The organism is Brevundimonas sp. SPF441 (assembly GCF_009661015.1).
GTDB classification, from domain to species: Bacteria; Pseudomonadota; Alphaproteobacteria; order Caulobacterales; family Caulobacteraceae; genus Brevundimonas; species Brevundimonas vesicularis.
This window is the reverse complement of the sequence record NZ_WJWX01000021.1, coordinates 26,893-46,214: the sequence shown is the minus strand read 5'-3', so window position 1 is coordinate 46,214 and position 19,322 is coordinate 26,893. Positions and strand designations below refer to the sequence as shown.

Below are 19,322 nucleotides of genomic sequence, written 5' to 3'. Positions count from 1 at the left end.
TGACGACTCGTCCCGGGGACAGGAAATTTACCGTAGGTGTAGGCCACCCCCTCGCCATTCACCCTCGATGCCGTTTCGGTCAATCGTCGAGCCATCGATTCATTATCGGCCGCGCAGGCCGACACGCCGATAAGCAGAAACTCGCCTTTCGCATTCAACGGTGAAGCTCCCTGGATTCGTTTTCAAGAAGCAGCCGCCACGCACGACCATCCCCGATCTCAGCTGCCGAGAACTGACTATAGGCCAAATGGGCCAACCAAGCGCTCCGATCCGGACGACGCGGCACCTCAATTCTCGAGAGATCAGTTTCTCCAACTGGCGCCGCAGCACTTGCCTCCGAAACGAAAACGGGCACGCCGGCTACGACAGCCTCCACGGCGACATTCGATGAATGAGTGACTATTGCCCAAGCGCGTTCGAAGGCATTATCAAGCGGCTCGACCGGTTGGCCGGCTACTGGTTTAGCCCGGACCTCGATCGGTCGGTCCGTGGCGTGCCGAATCTCTCTCATCGTCTGCTGAAGCCAATCAGCGCAGCCATGAGCATCGCAGAAGAACTGTGTAGGCGGGCACACAAGAATAGTATCTCCCGCGCTGCGCCATGATCTCGGTTGAACGCCAAGAGCTTCGAGACGGTCCGGCGGACATACTCGAACCGGTCCGGCATCATAAGAATCGCGCGAAATCCGGTAGTTCAGCCCGTGCCCACGCCCAAAATACGCATGGTCGATATAGTAGAAAGGCTTTCCATCCCGCCGAGCGCGCGCGATGACCTTGTCACTACCTCTTAGAACCCCCCAAACAACAGACACGCCAGTGGCGTCATCGTCCGCTTGGTCTTCTGCGTGGGAAATTTGGGCGCCGATAGCGTTGGCGAACGCCTCGACAATGGGATTGCCCGCCCCTCCCCTGTTCAGATAGGCTCGCACCATATCGGGGGCTAGATTTCCGGCAACCCCTGAAAATAACATCGAACTTTCATCCCCCGCAGCCCAACGGAGGCGAGAGGGCGTATTTTTTACAAGATCCAACGGCGTAGGGAGTTCAAGAACGCGCCCTCGCCTCCCCCCGCTCCTACGCACGATTGTGCGCGGCCCAGCGGGACCATCAACAGCGATCCTAAGCCCCCCCCCGGCCTCCAACCGCAACGCGGGAGCTATTTCGCGCACAATTGGCTCTAACCTCGGTTTTGGATGAGCCGAACGAGCAGGAATTCTCAGCCGCGCGCCATCATGCTCCAAGAGATGATCACCCGCGTGCCAAGCCTCAACCAAGGCCAGGGCCTTGGACGCAGTTTCTGGCGACAGCTCCGCGCCAGACGGAATCACGGCCACAGGGCCATAGTCGACGACCTTGGCGATGCAAGCCTCCACGTCGGCGGCCGATACCTCGACCAGACCGTCCAGCGCTGAGAACCGCAAATCGCGTTCAAACAAACTCGCCGACTTTTGGTTGCCGGTCGCGACAAGCAGGTCCAGGTCCAAACCGACCTCAGCGAGTTGAGACAGGGCCGGCGTCCTGCCTATGTCTTGCAATGACGACGCTCCGGTCACGACCACGACCTGTTTCGCCCCTGTAGGCTCGACACGAGAAAGGGCGGCGGCCAAGCGCGCTTCCGAATTTCGCTCAATTTGGCTCAGCTTCGAAAACCGCCGCACCTTTTCTACATCGCCTTGGTCTGGCGCAGGAAACTCACGTGCGTTGGCCGGGCTCGCGTCCCGTCGAGACAGCTCAGCCCCCCCTGCAGCAGAGGCAGCCGCATCATGCTTTTCGCAAAGGGCGTGGATCGCAAGAGCGAACTCATCCCAGCTATAGGGAAGGACGGTGCGCCTGATATCGGCACGGTTCGAGAATGCGGCGTCGATCAACGGCGCAACGACATCGGCGCCTGCCCCCACGGGGAACAGATATCCGTTAACGCCGTGATCGATAAGATCAGGCGCGAAACCAGTTCGGCTGGCGACAGGAACAACGTTCTCCATCATGGCCTCGATCAGAGGGATCGGCCCCCCTTCCAGCATGGCCATGGAGAGGAAGACATCGAACTCGCGATAAAGGCTTGGATACTGCTCGTATGTAGCTTGAATATATGTGAAATTTTTCAGCGCCTTAAGCTCTGAAAATCGCGAATATTCCTCCCACTTCCGGCCGACAAGGGCGAAGTCGCGCTCCGGCATTCTCGAAACGACTTCAAGCAAGGCGTCTGGATTTTTCCGCTCGTAGAAGGACGCGGAAAGCCCGACGACATTCCCGCCCCTTCTCTCATGTCCCAAGAACAAATGCGGGTCAGCACCGCCGAGGATCACGACGGCCTTCTCAGGCCTCACCCCTCGCCTCAACCAAAGATCCCTATACTCACTGCAGGTAAACAGCACCTTGTGGGCTTTATTAAACCCAACCACTTGCTCATCAATACTGTACGGAATATCCCGCGGATGCGTGTACCATACAAGGACATTTCCATCCAAAATATGAGTATGCTTCTTTATTGCATCCAAATAGTTCCAGTAATGAGAAAAGAAATAATTCCTCGCCTCAGGTATAGAACTTAACCCATAGACAACTTCCCAAGCCCCCTCTTGTCGACCGCCGATCTCTCGACATATCGCATCCAGTATCCAACCTTTTGAATCCCGAGGCGTAATGAAGGTCCATTCGCCCGGGCCGTGGAAGGCCTTACGTTCTGGATAGATCGGCAGAGGCAGGGGGGCTGCAAAGGATCCGGAAGCAGGCAAAGGTCGTCTCAGGTTGCTGCAGGGCGACCTGCAGGGTTTACACACTTAAGCCATTCTTTAGTAGTGCCTCCAGCACCACCACACGCTGAAAGACGTAGACGAAATTCATGGGCAACGACAAGAAATTGGGCTCGTCCAGCGAAATCACCGAACGTGAAGTCTCGAGCATTTTGGACCTGCAGCACCAACTGGCCGACCGGATCGCCCGTGCGGATCGCCTCAGCGAAGATGTAGCGGAACTGCGCGTTACCCTGGCGTCCGAACGCGCCGCCTTGTCTTATGCGCGGGAACAGGCGACCCGGGGCGACGAACGCCTGCGCGCTGTAAACGAAGAAGTGGAGACCCGCCGGAAGGAGGCGCTCAATTTCGGGCGGGAACTGACCTCGCTGGCCGCGAAGCTGAGTACGGCTGAAAACGAACTGAGGATCGAAAAGGCGTCCGCGCGGACGACGGATCAGTCAATCGCAGTCGGCGACGCTCCACGGCCCCCCTCCACCGCGCAGCGCCCTCTCGCCAAGTCAGCATCCAAACCCGCCGCATCAAGGCGGTCGATCAAGAGACGCCTCAAGGCCTGGGCCAACCGACTGCTCAAGCGCCATGCGGAAAAACCTCAATCCCCCCCGAAGAACGAACGCGAAGCCATGGCCATGATACTAGCCAGCGGCCTCTTCGATGCGGAGTGGTACCTCGCCAAATATCGCGATGTCCGGGAGGCCAAGGCCGCGCCGCTCGAGCATTTCCTTCACCACGGCGGCAGCGAGGGGCGATCGCCGGGCCCCGACTTCGATACTCACTGGTATGTGAGCCAGGACGCAGGGATATCGAAGTCAGGCCTCAATCCCCTGATTCATTTCGTCACGCAGGGGCGCGCGAAAGGTCACAAGCCCGCTCCCCCTGCCAACGCCATGCTCGTTGAACGTCGCAAGGACGTGATGGAGTTGCTGTCCACGCCCCTGTTCGATTCCGCCTGGTATCGAGCACAGGTTCCAGGCCTACCCAAAGGCAATCACAACGTCGCCGCCCACTATCTCGATCATGGCTGGAAGCAGGGAAAAAATCCCGGCCCACAATTCGATGCCGCTGCCTACCTTGCGCAGAACCCCGATGTTGCGGAAGCTCAGGCCAATCCGCTCCTGCACTTTATTAGACACGGCCAGAACGAAGGCAGGAAGATAACGCCGGCCAGTGGATCGAATTCGCGAAGACATACGCCGCCTTCCACTCGCCAGGATCAAACGCCGGCCAAAGCCATCACCTCACGTTCCCCTACGGCTCAACCGTGGCCGTGGCGCAAAATTGCTGAGTTTGCGACTGATAATTTGCGAACGCTAGGCGGCGTCGCCATCGGCTTTCTTCCCACTACCTCAGACTTAGAGCAGCAGTCGGAAGACTTGTTGCGGACGTTTGAAGATTTAAGCCGAGGCCAGCGCCCGCAAATACATCAGGAAGCGACACTATCCCTCCAGTCTTCTCACCCGATCTCGGACGCGTGGTTCGTCACTCGCTTTGATCTTCGGCTGAGATTGACGTCAACCTCTCCCTCAAATGTTGCTCTCCGAGCCTTCCAATGGGACATGACCGGTGGCGAACTCCGCCTGCTTTCCGAGCAATCGGTAGCCATCGATATCCTCGGGATCGCCGACGTCCGTCTTGCGAACCCCTATAGTCCGCTCTTGATCATACTGGATGACGGCGACGGAGCCTGGATCGACGCACAAGTCATCGCCTATCCGTCACTGGCCAGAAATGGGGATCACCACGCCGAGCTTGCCTCGGTCACAGAGACGCTCGGCGGGTTGAACCAGAGCTTGGCCGATCGTCAGTTGGCGAAAGTTCATCCCACGACCATGATCTCAACCATCAAGATCGACACCGCATACGCCTTGGGCGGCGAGCGCGTCCTGACGCAGGCCTTTTCGGACTGGGCCCGAGGCGTGCTGGGCATCGAGCTGACGACCACTGAAAACGGCAAAGTCAGGCTACCCTCCCAACCTGCGGCACCGACTCCTCGACCACAGGGGCGCACATTGGAAATTGGCCACGACCAGTTACCGACTATCGGCGCACTAATTTCGACGCCAGCCGATCATGGGGCGTTTTTGATCGCAGATGTGATACGCGGCAAACCGCGCTGGATGATAGCTCCGGGGGATGTCGAAGTTCCCGCTGCGGCGCAGCCGACACATGGCCCCTCCTCATTGGCGCGCCTGTCACCTATCGGCCCCGACACAGAATTTGTTTCGCCCCCTCATTCGAGCGCCCTGACGATTCGCTTCATGGAGAACGAAACGGCCGAAGACGCCACCTTGCTGTTCCCGATCTCCCCCGACGCGCCGGGCGCCTTGTTCTCGGACACATCTCCACTGCCTCACATCGTCACCGCGATCCTGGTGGTGGAGACGGACACGGACATGGAAAGCCTGCGACTTACAATGGAAGCCCTTCGAGCTCAGCAAGGGGTTGGAGTCAGCGTCATCATAGCAGCGCCCTCTGTCGACAGCGTGCCTGAGCCGCTTCAAGCGATCTTCCCAGACCTTTTGGTGATGGAGGCTGGCAGAACCGTCGCGCACAGCATCAACATGGCCGCCGAGAAGGTTCAGACGCCACTATTCCTCACACTTGAGGTAGGCATGATGCTGCACGATGTCCGCACCTTAGCGGGACTGGCCTCTCTCGCAACGCTCGACAACATCGCGACAGCGTCCTGCGCTGTCGTCCAAGCCTCCATCGGCCGCGGCGACAGAATGCTCCGATTCTTCAGCTCGGGAGTATTTCCTATGCAGATTAGCTTTTCGGGAACGCCGACCCTGACCTTCTACGAGCCGCTCGCTGCATCGGCCCTTCCCCTCTCGACCTTCTCCGTTGCAGCCAATCGTCGACGCCTTACCGCTTATAAGAAGTCCTCATGGGACGCAGCCGGCGGCTTCCCGGTCGACAGATCGAAACCTGGCGACGAGGACATCGCCTTTGGCCTTCACGCGATCATGAATGGCGAGCTCAATGTCTGCACGACCGCCATCACCGCTTTGGCGCCTGAACAGAAGACCTTCAACCAGTCGATCGACCCGATTTACAGCGATACTCGCCCCGCAACAGAATGGGTGCGCCTGCTCTCGGGCCTATCGGTGTTGAAGAGCCTGTCCTGATGAAGATTTGTGTCCTCACCCCATCAGTAAAATACAGATCAAGCGCAGGATCACGGATACGTTATCTTCGCATTGAAAAAATGCTACAGGCCTTAGGCCACTCCCTGACATTACTCCCAATAGAAGAGTTCAAATCGAAGCATACTGGAGAATTCGATACATTCATCCTAAGCAAATGCTATGATACGCGAGGATTATCCACCGCAAAAATCATACATGCTGCCGGGAAAATCGTCGGAATCGACTTTTTCGACGATAATTTTTCCCAGATATTGGATAGTCGTCTGCTCCAACAGCGCAGTTGGATGAGCGCAATAAACGCGTCGGTCGATTTTGCCCTTTGCTCTACCCCCACAATGGCGGGGGTTGCCGCTCATTTCTGGCCTGGCAAGCCCAGTCACGTGATGAATGACCCCTTCATCATCACAGAGATGGACGACCTGGCAGCCAAGCTTGGGCGCAAATTCCAGCTTGCCGCTGAGTCAAAGCACCTTCGCGTTGCATGGTTTGGTCAGGGAGACAATCCACGCTTTCCTGTTGGCTTGCGCGACCTTGATGCGTTTGGGGAAGCCATCGGCCAACTCGCCGGCTCCCATGTCGTGGATGTCACCGTATTGACGAACCGCCGCAGCCTGACCGCTGCCGGCTTCGAGAGAATTAACTCTCTTCCCGCCACCGTTTCCGTCCAAGAGTGGAGCGAAGCAAAAGAACACCAACTTCTTGACGAGGCTTTGATCGCCTTCATCCCCGTCAATGCACAGCCTTTCAGTATCGCAAAATCCATGAACCGGGCTCTGACGGCGCTCACCGCCGGGGCCCAGATTCTGTCGACGGGCTACCCTCTTTACGAAGCTCTGAACGACTTCATCTACGAAAGTTCGAAAGCACTTGTGAGCGACCTTGCCAGAGGCGAGTTACGCATGAGGCCGCGGGTCATTCCGGAGCTTGCGAAGCGCATGACGCAACTCGGCAACCCGGCCATCGAGGCCGCACAGCTCGCCACCTTCCTGTCATCCCTGCTGGCGCTCAAGCCGACTCTTTCCGACACCTCCGCCCCCATATCGCCGCTCGGCGTATTGCATGGCGTCAGCAGCCCCAACGATTGCCATCGATCGATACAAAAGCTTGGGCATTTCTCAATCGCCGGACCATTCAGTCGACCTGGACCTCGTTACGACCTGTGGATCGAGGGAGAGCAGGGAGTTTCAGCGATCAATTTCTCTGAGCGGCTCCTTCCTCACCTGAAAGACGAATTTCGCGCCTATCTTACGTTTCACACGCTTGAAGGGCGTGACGAAATCATATGCCGGATTCCTTTGTCCGCCCTGGCCAGCGAGACAGAGAGCGATCTGTTGAAGCCCCACCCTCTCGAGAGGATCACGTCTGCACTACCGGGCTACAAGACCGTCATGGCTAAAATGACGGAGACTTGTAAGCGGTTGGCGCCTTCCATGGACGTGATGGTGTCCGAAGGCGACGCCGCATTCACAGCACTCCTTTGGCAGGAGAAGGCTCAATGAAACGCCGCCTCGTTTTCCTGATCAACCTTCTGCAGGACGTGAACATCCTACGGCCCCTTGCGCTGATGGCAGCGGCTGAGCGCGACGACAAGATCCTGTTCCTTGTTTCCGAGAAGTTCGGCGGTCGCGACCGCTCCGGGCTCTGGCAGAAGGAACTGGAGACGCTGCGCCAGGAGACGCTCGGCAGCGTGAAACTCTATGCAACGCCGTTTGATGCCGTGATCCCGCTCTATGGCGGAGAGGGTCTCATAATTGCGGCGAGCGAATCGAACCTCTCGGCGCATTCGGAAACGCATGATGTCATGCGTGCGGCGCCTTCGACCTATGTCTGCATCACACTCCAGCATGGCTATGAGTGCGTAGGGTTTCTTCAGAACCGCGACCACAATGCCGCTCATGGTCAAGGCGTGCGCTTTGCCGCAGATATCGTGGCCGGATGGACGCCGCTCGATAAGCAGCACTCCATGGCCGCAAGCCAGAGGCCGAAGTATTATCAAAGCGGGCCCACCGCCTTTCTCCCCTCGCGAGATGTCCGCACACCCGTCATGGCGGAAGGTCTGATTTGCGAGAACCTTCATTCGGTTCGCTTCAACTCGTCCGGCAAGTCGCGCGACTCCTTCATGGAAATGTTCGTGGGGTTCGTCAGCGCGCTTAACGCCGCTGGAAAGACCATTGCCCTGCGCCCCCACCCCGGCGGCAAGCGTGGTTTTTCCCTGGGGGCAATCGGTCTGGATTTCCAGATTGCGGACCAGCCCATCTATCGGCTGGATCTGTCTTCTTTCCTCTATGGAATATCGCCGCCTTCATCCGTTCTGATCGACATGATCGCCGCAGGCATTCCTGTCGCGGTATGGCGAGATCCGGACGGGATAATGGACGTGGACGCCTACCGCGGCCTGCCTGCGGTCAGCCTCCCAGGCGACGTCCTCGAGTTTCGCCAGAAAGCTTTGCATGAACGAAGCGCTCTGCTGAAACGCCAAGAGGCGTTTCTGCGCGAAATCGATCTGCCCTGCGAGAGCGAAGACGTAGCGCGACGCTTCCGCGCCTTGCTCAATATCGGCGTTTCACCAGTCGTACCGACAACGAGGCAGAACATTCTGGTCGTGGCGGATCCTGTCTCCGCGACCCAGGTCATAAGCTTCGAGCGCCCAGTCTCGCTATCCGACGATCACCACCTGACCATGGTCAGCGACTCGGCCGATTGGGCGGACGGGCATGTAGTCGATGCCTTGCTGGAACGGTCCAATGCATCATGGATGGTGCTCTCCCGTTATACGGGCGACAATGGAACCTCCTTGATCGCCGGCGCGCGGCGAAAGGGCATTCCTGTCATTTTCCACATTGATGATGACCTGTTGAACGTGCCCCTGAGCTTGGGGCCGGCCAAATACGCACGCTACAATGCACCGGAACGCCTATCCGCGCTGAGGTTCGCGATGGAAGCGTCAGATTTAATTTATGCCTCAACGCCCGAACTCAAGCGCGTGCTTGGGGAGCACGGAATAAGCACCCCCATCGTTGCAGGCGACATCTACTGCGCTTCGCAAGGCCTCATTGATCGCGCTCGCCCGAACATCCCCCGAGTGATTGGCTACATGGGAACCGGCGGACACAGCGCCGACCTGGACATGGTGCTGCCGGTGATTTACGATCTAATGGGCGAGTTTCCTGACCTGAGATTTGAAACTTTTGGCAGCATTCGCCCGCCAAAGGGTCTGGAAGTTTTTGGGCCTCGCGTCCGCCACCATGAAGGTGTTGGCGATTACACTGGATTTCTCGAGAAGCTGGCGTCTCTGGGCTGGACCGTTGGCTTGGCGCCCCTTCAAGATTCAAGCTTCAACCGGTGCAAAGCGGACACCAAATGGGTCGAGTATGCATCGGCCGGCATCGCCACCGTGGCCTCCGATCTGCCTGTCTATGCGTCTGCATGCGCTGGCGGCGCCGGATTGTTGGCGTCTCGGAAGGAGGAGTGGGCTTCTTCAATCCGCTCACTCATCACGGATGATGATCTCCACACTTCAACGCTCCGGAAGGCCGAAACTCGACTTGCTGACCGCTACACATCACATCGGCTGATGGCCCAAGTAAAATCGGTTCTCAATCAGGCAGAATCGCTCCGCACGAAACAGCGCGACGAGGATCGCGAAAGGACTTTTATTGAACCTCTCTGATCTCAGAATATTCGTGACCGGCGGAGCTGGCTTCATCGGCTCTCGCCTTTGCAAGCGTTTGACGCAGGCCGACGCCTCGGTGACGGCGTTCGACAACCTGCACCCTCAGGTGCACGGCGAAAATCCTGCCCCGTTTACGGCGTGCGACTTGGTGGTCGGCGACGTTCGTGATCGCGCGGCGCTCTACGATGCGCTTCAAGCATCTCGCCCGGACGTCGTCATCCATCTGGCGGCTGAAACAGGCACCGGCCAGTCCGCGGACGAACCGGCGCGTTACTGTGACGTCAACGTCATGGGCACGACCTATCTGCTCGAGAGCCTCAAACGACTTCCGACACCTCCGCGCCGGATCGTTCTAGCCGCGACCCGCGCCGCTTACGGTGAAGGAGCCTATCAGAACAAAAAGGGCGAGCTTGTCGTCCCCCAACCGCGTGATTCAGCAGCAATGGCGCGAGGAGAGTTTGATCTCTTCGACCAAATGGGCGACCGGCTGACACCCATCCCCACTCCGGAAGACTGCCCTCTGCGACCCGGCTCGGTGTATGGCTCAAGTAAATTGATGCAGGAATATCTACTGCAGCAAACACCGGTGCCCTGGGAGACTGTGCGTCTGCGCTTACAAAACGTCTACGGGCCAGGCCAATCGCTTCAGAATCCCTATACAGGCGTCCTGTCCATCTTCTGCCAGCAGGTCTTGGAAGGCAGAACGCTGCGCATATTTGAAGATGGAGAAATCTATCGCGACTTCGTTTTTGTCGACGATGTCGTCGAGGCCTTCATCTTGGGATGTGTCAGCGCAGAGGCGGCGAACCGAGTTTTCAATATCGGCTCCGGCGAGCGCATCTCGATCCGGTTTGCCGCCGAACGCATTCTCGAGGCGCTTGGGAACACCACGTCTCCGGAAATCACCGGCGAATTTCGGGCAGGTGATATTCGCCACGCAATCGCGGACATCTCCGCCGCCAAGGCAAACCTCGGCTGGTCTCCCCAGACGGATTTCGCCAAAGGCGCGAGCCTCCTCGCCCAGTGGGCCATGGCAGAGCATGACAAATAGAAAACGCCCGCAGGTATCGGCAGGCTGGCCTCGACACGAGATGAACTTCGCAGGCCAGCCTCTACTTTAAACGCGAGAGAGAAGCTCCTCTTCACAGACCAAAGCCTCACCTTCCTGTTGCTCTCTCGAACTCGGGGCATTTGATAGTTTTTGCTGCTCATCCATGCGCTCACCTTGTGCATGATGCTTCATGAACAATTCCATCACATGGGACACGCCGTCGGCGGTTACACTTCGAAGATCATCCTCGAAGTAAGCACCTCGATTGAAAGAGCCTGTTATAATTTCGTAAGAAGGGAAGTATTCAATCAGTTCGTATTTTTGGTTCAATTTTTCCGCTACCACCCTCAGCACAGATTTACTGTAGGTTGTCGATTGAAGCACATGACGAGGTTCATAGGTCGCCGCCAAAGGAACCGGCGACACTGTGAGGATCACCCGGGCATTCGGATTTTCGCTCCAAAGCCGGTCTAAAGCACGTTCCAACGCCGAGATGGTTTCTTCGACGGTGTAGTTGTGGAACTCGTATTTTTCAGGGTCCATGCCCCCAGCCGCGACCCCCGGGGCCAATGGATAGACTGCACCATCCGCGCGAGATCGCCACGCCTCTGTGAGACCCAGGGTAAAAACGAATACATCGAGTTCTCGCAGCATTTTACGAACAGCCTCGAAATGCACAGCCCGAGCCCGCAGAACGGCCTCCTCGCTGTCAAAACCATCGGGCTCTACCTGAGGTCGGAAGGCGTCGACGAATTTTCCATCCGGGCGCCTCCAGACGTCGTCGGCCGGGACGAAATTGCCATCTGCACGATCAAAAAGCTGCGCTAGTTGCTCACCAGTGTAGACATTTCCATAGCGAGCTGAGAACACTCCAAACTGCCGCCTCGTCGCCTCATCTTCGGAGAGGCCATCGGCGGATTCAGCAACATAATAGGAGTAGCCGCTCTTAGAGAGAGCACGGGCTATGTGCTGCGCAAAACAACTTCCCGCAGTTGCGATCAAATCGTCCCTTTCAAGGGCATGACCAGGCAGAGCGACAGGATCGATTCTTTTGAAATCTCCAAGAACGGACTTGTTCCAGAACTGATGATCGGGAAGCCCTTTATAAGGATGACCACCCGAAGGCTTCAGAATTTCAGCGAGACTACCATATCTCAAATCATCGAACCTAGCCGACTCAATTTTTTTAGGCTCTAGCAACTTATAATTTTCGAACGATCCTTCGACGAACCCCCTAAGATCAAACACCTTCAAGGGCGCAGCTAATTTTCGACTGCCCGCCGCCGGCTTGAATACATACTCACCCAAAACACCAAGATTATCGCTTATTTCTGGGTACACTGGCCAACTTACGTTAGTTGAGAATATATCTGGAACAAGATGTTCTACGTTTTGAAACGCAGGAGCTATACCCAGGCGTTTCAGCGCCGCTCGCGCCAGTGAGGCGAGGACCGAAAGCTTCGGATGGTTCGGCGTATGAACGAAACATCCCGACGCACGCCAACGCTGGACATCTTCACTGAAATCAAAACCCAGAGCCAGCGCCTGCGCCAAGAAGCCCTCTTGCGCTCGGCGGTCATAGTCAAAATAGCCGAGATACTCGAACGTCTCTCGACGAAACAGCGACAAGGTTTGCTCGACCGTTAACCCTGCTCGCCACGCAGCTAGGGCGATGGCCGAATTTCCGCTTCCAACGGGAGATTTTACCCCCTGTCCATCGACCGTCGCATGGATGAAATCGGGATGAAATCCCGTGTAGTAAATGGTCGGCAACGAAACGACGGGGATAGCATCACGACCGAGAGCCTTCAGCGCAGACATTACGCGCGCATGCATTGAAGTCAGCGTGACGACAGCATCGCTACTCGACAGGATTTTATCTAGGTCAACCACGCCCTCTCGGATGTCTCTAGCGAAACCAGGGAGGATCCGGGCCGTCGGCAACATGGCCGCCAGACAGTCCGCAACACCATTTGCCTGACAGTTTCCAAAAACCGAAATCGTGTAGGGCACTAACGCCTCCGCCAAAACCACTCTGGAGCCTACCATCCCCGCGGCCCTCGGCCACCCCCGCAACCCAACTTCTGCGAAGGCGTCCGACCGAAACAGCCTTCGAAACATACAACGGGCTCGACCATCATGCCCATGGCCTATAGTTTGGGCAGAAGGTAACCAGGAGCCTGCTGATGTTCGACGCCGTTCGTCCCCTCAAGATTTTTGTCGGCTACGATTCGCGCGAAGATATCGCTTGGCAGGTATGCCGCCACTCCCTTCTACGGCACGCCAAACGCCCTATTGAGGTGACCCCCTTACGGCAGCCGACGCTGCGCGAAATCGGCCTGTACAATCGCGCTCCGGACGCGACGGCCTCGACCGAATTTTCTTTGACCCGATTTCTGACGCCTTACCTCGCCGCCTACGACCAATGGTCTGTTTTCGTCGATTGCGACTTCCTGTTCACTCAGGACATCAACGATCTGATCGATCAACTCGACAACGAGAAGGCCCTGTACGTGGTCCAGCACACCTACGAACCGAGCCACCAGATTAAAATGGACGGCAAGGCTCAAACCGTATATCCGCGCAAGAATTGGTCGTCATTCATGGCGTTTAATGGTCGCCACAAAAGTGTCCGTGACCTTCGGCCAGACACGGTCAACGACGCCGCGCCCGCTTTTCTCCATCGGTTTGAATGGATCTCGAACGATCGGGACATCGGCGGCCTGGATTTGGAATGGAACTTCCTAGTCGGCGAATACGAGCCCCTCTCCAAAACGCCCGCCGCCATACACTACACAAACGGCGGTCCTTGGTTTGAACAGTGGCAAGGCGTTGATTACGGGGATTTGTGGGAGGCGGAACGCGACCTTTATCTCGCCGCCGAACAGGCTCCACAGATCAAGCACGGATCCTAGATCCATTCCAATTTTCGGACGGCCAGCGTCTTCGACTCCAGCCCAGCCTACTCGAACAGATTCGCCTCGCCACAAGCTGCGAAAGTCATGACCACTCGTCGCATTTTTTCTAACCGCACGCGACGCCGTCAGCATGGCGCTTTTTAGCCGGACGGCGCTCTTTTCGGTGGCGGCGTAGGCGGAGCTTAAGCCGCGGGCGCTACAGCGGTTGCGACAGCAGGACTGCCTCCATTCGTCGTTGTCCAAGACGGCAACATCACCCTGCCATTCGCAGGGTAGGTGCGCCTCGCGGCACCTGTCGGCACAGCAGGCCGAAAGAGAAATTCTGTCGGCGCTTCGAGGCGAGGTCGTGAGCCCTCAGGTGGTCGTGTCTCTGGCGCTGTGGCCCACCAATGGCGTGACGGTTTTGGGTCACGTGGCCACCCCTTGGCGCGTCCAGTTGATCTACGGTGTCAGCAACATACTGGACATACTAGCCGGAGCAGGCGGCGTTCAGGGTCTGCCCGAGAACGCCATTATCCACCTAATTTCAGATGGCCAGACGTGTGCGACGACTTTGAAGGCCATCCACAGCGACCATGGCGAAAACATCATACTTAAGCGGGGGATCAGATCAATTTGGCGGCCCAGCCGCGACGTTACAGCAGCTTCGAGGCTGTCGGAGCTGTTACGCTTTCAGAAGTGCCCACAGGTTACGTAACATTGACTGCCGCGTTCAGCGCCTAGGCGGACTGGACACCAACAGCGTCAATGCGCGCTCTTTTTTTCTTCCGGCTCGAATGCGTGAACATCGCGCGATCAATCGGCACCAACGCGCCTGAGACCGCAGAGGCGTGCCCGTCATTTCCAGACTTAATCTGACAGACCCCTCTGGCTTCTTTAGGGCGAACAATTTTATCCTTCAGCCCGATGACATCCGCTAGGTACCGCGCACAAACTCAGCGGAACTAAGAAAGTTCTTCGAGTTGATCCAATACGTCACGCGGGTCATCTATGACGTGATGATCACTGCAGCAATTCGCGGGGGACTAGTGTCTTGCCGAAACGACACGCGACCATCGGGACGTTTGGCTTCACCGCATCTCTACCCAAATGAAGGGGCGGCGACCGTCCAAGATCGGGGACGCGCACTGCGGTCAATGTGGCGCAGGATTTCAGGCAGGCTTGGCTGAGCCAGACCAAGAAACGGGTTGGCGTCCACACCTCGCCAGTTGGGATTTCGACTTGGATCATGCAGGAGCTCGCGCCCCCAGTCTTTGAAGATTTCGTGACGTTCAAGCAGGTCCCAGGAGATTTTCACGGGGGTGTCATTACGCCCCCTCGATCGAGATTCGAAGTGAATGGCTTCAATGTCTCCCGCATAGATCGCCATCAATCCAAGCGCACGGACCCGCATACAAAAATCGACGTCGTTATAGGCGACGGCTAGGCTCTCATTGAACCCTCCGGCTCGTTGGAAGACTTCCGAAGATACGGCCATAAAAGCGCCAGTGACCGCTGCAGCTCCACGCGCACGAGTCCAACGCTGCAGAGGGCCGACCGCCTCTTTTGGCGCGCCCACCCCTTCATGCGTCAGCCCGCTCTCCCCGCCGCCAAAGGCGATTCCGCCATGTTGGATTGTGCGATCGGCATAAACCAGCCTCGCCCCCACCACACCAGCACATTGACGCCGCAAATGATCCTTCAACAATGCGTCCCAATCTTGGGTCAACATCTCAAGATCATTATTCGCAAATAGCAGGACGCCGTCTCGTCCATGTGCAGCATGATTATTGAAACGCGCCCAGTTAAAGGGCTCATCCATTTTCAATATTTCATGACCTCGTCCAGTTAAGTTCTCCAAAAGAGCGCTCATAGCGGGCTCATCACTGCGATTGTCTATTATGATAAAGGACAGGTCTTCTGGGTCGGCTGCCTTGGTTAGCAAACTTTCCACACATGCAGACAGCATCGCCGATTCGTTTCGGGTCGGGATGATCACCTGAATTCGGCCGCGTTCCGCTTCCTCATTATCCGTTCCCACGACAGCGCATTTCCATGCCGAGGGAACCACAACCTTTGGAGTCGCATCGACTTCAATTTGCACTTCCATCACCGCGCCCAAGAAAAGAGGAATATGAGCCGCCCCCCCCCTCGTTGTTGCGTCCCGCACAAGGTTGCGCCTTACCTCGCCTAGGCGATCGTCAAGGCCGCTGAGAGTCGTTGACGGCGCCAGAATGACGATCTCAGGCGGGTAGCCTGTCGTTTGGATATCTATAGGGTCGGCCTCGGCGAACAATACCGGGTCCCGCCGCGCCAGGCCGTCACGCCAGTCGAAAAATCCGTACTCATGATCAGAATAGGCGACATCAGAATTTGTACGTTCGAGCGCAAAGATTAGCCAGGACAGCGCATTGGGATCCAAAGCCAGCCCGGCAGACAGTAACACCAGCGGCGTCGAGATACGCTCCTCGGACGTTATGCGGCCGCCTGTGGAGAACCTCTCGTCCGCCACGATCAGAGAGCCGACCGGATGATCGATCAGCTCGGGAGCCCCAAAGATGGTGGCCTGCCAGTCTTGGTGATCCTGCTGTTGAAGCGATCGAATGGTCACCCTCAGTTTTGCGGGCCCCGCGTTCACCGCATCGATCCACACGTGAACCTTGGCCGGGGACTTCACCGGAGCCGGCGGAGTGGGAACGTGTCGGCGAAAGACGTCATAGTCTCGCAGCAGCCACAGCGCCCTTTCGGAAGACAACTGCGAGTCGTCCGCGCTATCCAGCCCCAGAGCACGACGACTTGGCCATTGCGTCCGATTGCGCAAAATATCGAACGCAGTCGCAACTTCAGAGCTGCGGGGTTCAAGGCTGTGCGCATGCGCAAGGCTTTGCAGCGCGATCTCGCGGCGGCCCTGCGTAGACAGATTCATTGCAAGCTGCACATAGGCGCCTGCAGTTTCATGCGCTTGTAAAGACAGACGGAAAGCAGCTTCAGCCAGGTGAAGCTCTCCGAGCTCCATCAACATATTGCCGTGCTGGACATGAATCGCATGGGCGTCAGGCTTGAGACGCAGATGCGCCGCATAATGTCCCGCCGCCTCTTCCCAACGCCCGGCATCCCGGGCGATATTGCCGGCCTTGAGCTCGGCTCGTGCAGTCAAGTCGAGACGTCGAGCCCAAGCCTTGTCCGACGCTGGCCTGGGCTTACGCAGCTCGCGAAAATACCGACGCACGCCCCCGCGCCAATCAGACATGCCGGTCTCCAACAAGACGGACCCGAGACACGCGTGGCGGTATTTCACGGTCAAGCGACACAGGCTCAAGCGTCGACGGATCCAGACTGGCCAGAGGCGAATACCACGGATCGCCCGCTTGCAGCGAAGCCTCCCAACGAGATCTAAAGCGTGCGGCGTCGTCAGGATGCAGCACTTGGTTGGTCACCTTGCGTGTCGCAGACTCATGGTGAACCAGCCAGCAACCGCCATCATTCAAAATTTTATAGCCAGCCGCTCCAACACGTAAACAAAGATCCGTATCGTTAAAGCCGACTACCAGCGCCTCATCGAATCCGCCTACTTCGAGAAAGACAGATCGACGCATCATCATACAAGCTGCCGTGACTGCGGAAACATCGCGCGTGGCAGCGAACGCACATCCTGGCCCAACATTCTTTTGTGTTGAATTTGGGTGCAGTTGAGCGAACTTGAAAACATGCTCGGCAGGGCCACCCAGACCAAGAACAACACCAGCATGCTGGACTCTCCAGTCCGGATACATGAGGCTGGCACCCACAACCCCTACATCGGACCGGTCCGCCAAGCCGGCAAGGCGCTCATGCCATCCCTTCTCAGTACTTTCTATATCATTATTTAGAAAAAGGACTCTACCGTATCCATCTCCGCACGACCGAACAGCGCGGTTATTTATAACAGAAAAATTAAACTTACCTTCATGGCGAACAACCTTAACTCTAGCAGGAAGATTTGAGAAATAAGAAAGAGTTTCTTCTTTAACAGACTGATTATCTACTATTACAATATCTAAATCATCACCAGTCGTTTTAAGAACACTTCCAACGGCCTTGGATAAAAAATCAATACCATCACGCGTAGGCATCACTGCTAGCGTTCTCTCTTTCGATTTTGGCCACTCAATACTATATGTATTGAAGGACGCCCCCTCAACAACCTCGGCCGATAGCCCGAGGCGGCGTAGATGCCGCTCAATGGCGCTTACGGTCTCTCGCATGACTAGCGGCTTTTTTGCATGGCCCAGGCTCTTACCATGGACCCGCCATCGATAGAGAAGCGAAGGAACATGAGAGACACTCTTAGAGCGCTCAAGAACTCTCAAAACAAAATCGATGTCCGTAGATATGTTTAGATTTTCATCTAAACCGCCAATTTCTACTGCAATAGATCGCCTAACAGCGACAAGATGAACGAAATAAGGATGAGATAGATAATAATCGTGCGAAAAATCTCCACGAAGCTCAACACTTCTCACTATACTAGAATTTTCTTCCGTAAGAAGTTCATCAGAATAGACAACATCCGCTCCAAGATCGAAGGCTTCAATAATACGCCTTGCGGCCTCCGGCTCAACACGATCATCATGATCTACAAACGCAACAATTTCGCCCTTGGCCGCCTGCAGACCTCTATTTGTCGCGGCGGACACACCAAGCGACTTCTCGTTGCGACACAAATTTATCCTTAAATCTCGCGCCCGCCACTCATCGAGGATATTCGCCACTTCAGGCGCCGATCCATCGTCGATGCAGACCAGTTCCCAATCACCTCGATCCTGACTGCACACGCTTGAGAGCGCTTCAACCAACCACGACGGTTCGGGATTGTGGACAGGCATTATAAAGGTCAGACGCGGCGTCTCCGCAGCCTTCCCGGGAAGAAGAGCAGATCTCAGCAGCCACTTCTGAACTGCATCTTGGATTTCGATGCGGAACGGAGAACCGATCAGATCGCCGCCCCGCCGCGCTACCCTCACTTCAATCGGAGCATCCCAGTTTGGAACCTTGTCCAAACAGGCGACATCGGCAGCAAATCCACAATTGAGGCGCGCCAACCCCTCCCTCTCAATCTCGGGGCGCGGAATATCTACGATCACACGCCCGAGCATCACGTCATCTTGGACGAACTCGACCTCGCAAGGTTCATCGGAATCGAAAACGCGGACCCAACCGACGACCATGCGGCCGCCGCCCGTTTCAATACGTCCCAACGGCAGGTCCAAGCCGGCGCGGTTAAATGCATCGGACACGTACGGTAGGCAGGTGGCTTCAAACAGATCCGAGGCGCTGTTCTTCGTTGGGTTTTCGAGCCAAGCCTGCAAAAAATAATCGGCGGCACGTGAAGGCGCGTCCATCCGAAGGGCAAGATGACCACGCATCTTGAGCACCTCGACGTCGCGATTTTCAGCTTGCACCCTGGCGTATGCGGCGTCCGCCTCTTGAAACCGGCCAGCCTCCTTCAGCATATTGCCGTACTGAATCCGGACGCCGTGATCGTGGGGGCGTTTGGCGAGATAATAACGATAGGCTCGAGCCGCTTCGTTCCAAAGCCCGTTATCTCTTAATCGATTGCCCTCACGCCGCAAATCGGACGGACGACACCAAAGGTTCGCGAAACCACGCCAAAATCCAAGCCAGCCCTGCTGCACGTGCGCCCCATATTCAACCGCCCTCTTTCTATAGAGAAAGAGGGTCACAATTGCAGCGTCATAGGTTTCGCGTGGCAGGAAAGAAAGGTCGCGGTATAGGACTGTGGCATAAGGGGAATCTGCAT

The 19,322-nt window shown here is 56.8% G+C and carries 9 protein-coding genes; 5 read left to right on the top strand and 4 right to left on the bottom strand.

The features are described 5' to 3' along the window. Window positions 1-154: 154 nt before the first annotated feature. Window positions 155-2,734 (bottom strand): glycosyltransferase family 4 protein, encoded by a 2,580-nt coding sequence (locus GGC30_RS12115; RefSeq protein WP_194943591.1) that lies wholly within the window; start codon window positions 2,732-2,734, stop codon window positions 155-157. A gap of 107 nt (window positions 2,735-2,841) precedes the next feature. Here GGC30_RS12115 and GGC30_RS12110 point away from each other — a divergent pair, with 107 nt between their 5' ends. From GGC30_RS12110 to GGC30_RS12095, 4 genes are read left to right on the top strand one after another with little or no spacing between them, the layout of a single operon-like run. Continuing rightward, window positions 2,842-5,880: a hypothetical protein gene (locus GGC30_RS12110; protein ID WP_153924482.1), complete on the top strand. Its 3,039-nt coding sequence runs from the start codon at window positions 2,842-2,844 to the stop codon at window positions 5,878-5,880. Further along, window positions 5,880-7,400: a hypothetical protein gene (locus GGC30_RS12105; protein WP_153924479.1), complete on the top strand. Its 1,521-nt coding sequence runs from the start codon at window positions 5,880-5,882 to the stop codon at window positions 7,398-7,400. The genes GGC30_RS12110 and GGC30_RS12105 overlap by 1 nt, the downstream gene beginning before the upstream one ends. Beyond that, complete coding sequence (locus tag GGC30_RS12100; RefSeq protein ID WP_153924476.1) at window positions 7,397-9,571, top strand: hypothetical protein; 2,175 nt, start codon at window positions 7,397-7,399, stop codon at window positions 9,569-9,571. Before GGC30_RS12105 ends, GGC30_RS12100 begins: the two co-directional genes overlap by 4 nt. Further along, the gene (locus GGC30_RS12095) at window positions 9,558-10,625 is read left to right on the top strand and encodes an NAD-dependent epimerase/dehydratase family protein (RefSeq protein WP_153924473.1); all 1,068 of its coding nucleotides are present in this window, start codon (window positions 9,558-9,560) and stop codon (window positions 10,623-10,625) included. The genes GGC30_RS12100 and GGC30_RS12095 overlap by 14 nt, the downstream gene beginning before the upstream one ends. A gap of 66 nt (window positions 10,626-10,691) precedes the next feature. On the opposite strand, the gene GGC30_RS12090 is transcribed toward GGC30_RS12095, so the two are convergent. Further along, on the bottom strand, window positions 10,692-12,638 hold the full coding sequence (locus GGC30_RS12090) for a GSCFA domain-containing protein (protein WP_194943590.1): 1,947 nt from the start codon (window positions 12,636-12,638) through the stop codon (window positions 10,692-10,694). Window positions 12,639-12,811: 173 nt separating this feature from the next. Between GGC30_RS12090 and GGC30_RS12085 the strand changes: the two genes are divergently transcribed. Then, window positions 12,812-13,540, top strand: coding sequence for a glycosyltransferase (locus tag GGC30_RS12085; protein WP_153924470.1), 729 nt, complete (start codon window positions 12,812-12,814; stop codon window positions 13,538-13,540). A gap of 1,084 nt (window positions 13,541-14,624) precedes the next feature. Here the strand turns inward: GGC30_RS12085 and GGC30_RS12080 are convergent. Both GGC30_RS12080 and GGC30_RS12075 read right to left on the bottom strand, forming a co-directional pair. Further along, a complete protein-coding gene (locus tag GGC30_RS12080; protein WP_153924467.1) occupies window positions 14,625-16,772 on the bottom strand; it encodes a glycosyltransferase in 2,148 nt (715 codons plus the stop codon). Beyond that, the gene (locus GGC30_RS12075) at window positions 16,765-19,245 is read right to left on the bottom strand and encodes a glycosyltransferase (protein WP_153924464.1); all 2,481 of its coding nucleotides are present in this window, start codon (window positions 19,243-19,245) and stop codon (window positions 16,765-16,767) included. The genes GGC30_RS12080 and GGC30_RS12075 overlap by 8 nt, the downstream gene beginning before the upstream one ends. Window positions 19,246-19,322 lie beyond the last annotated feature (77 nt).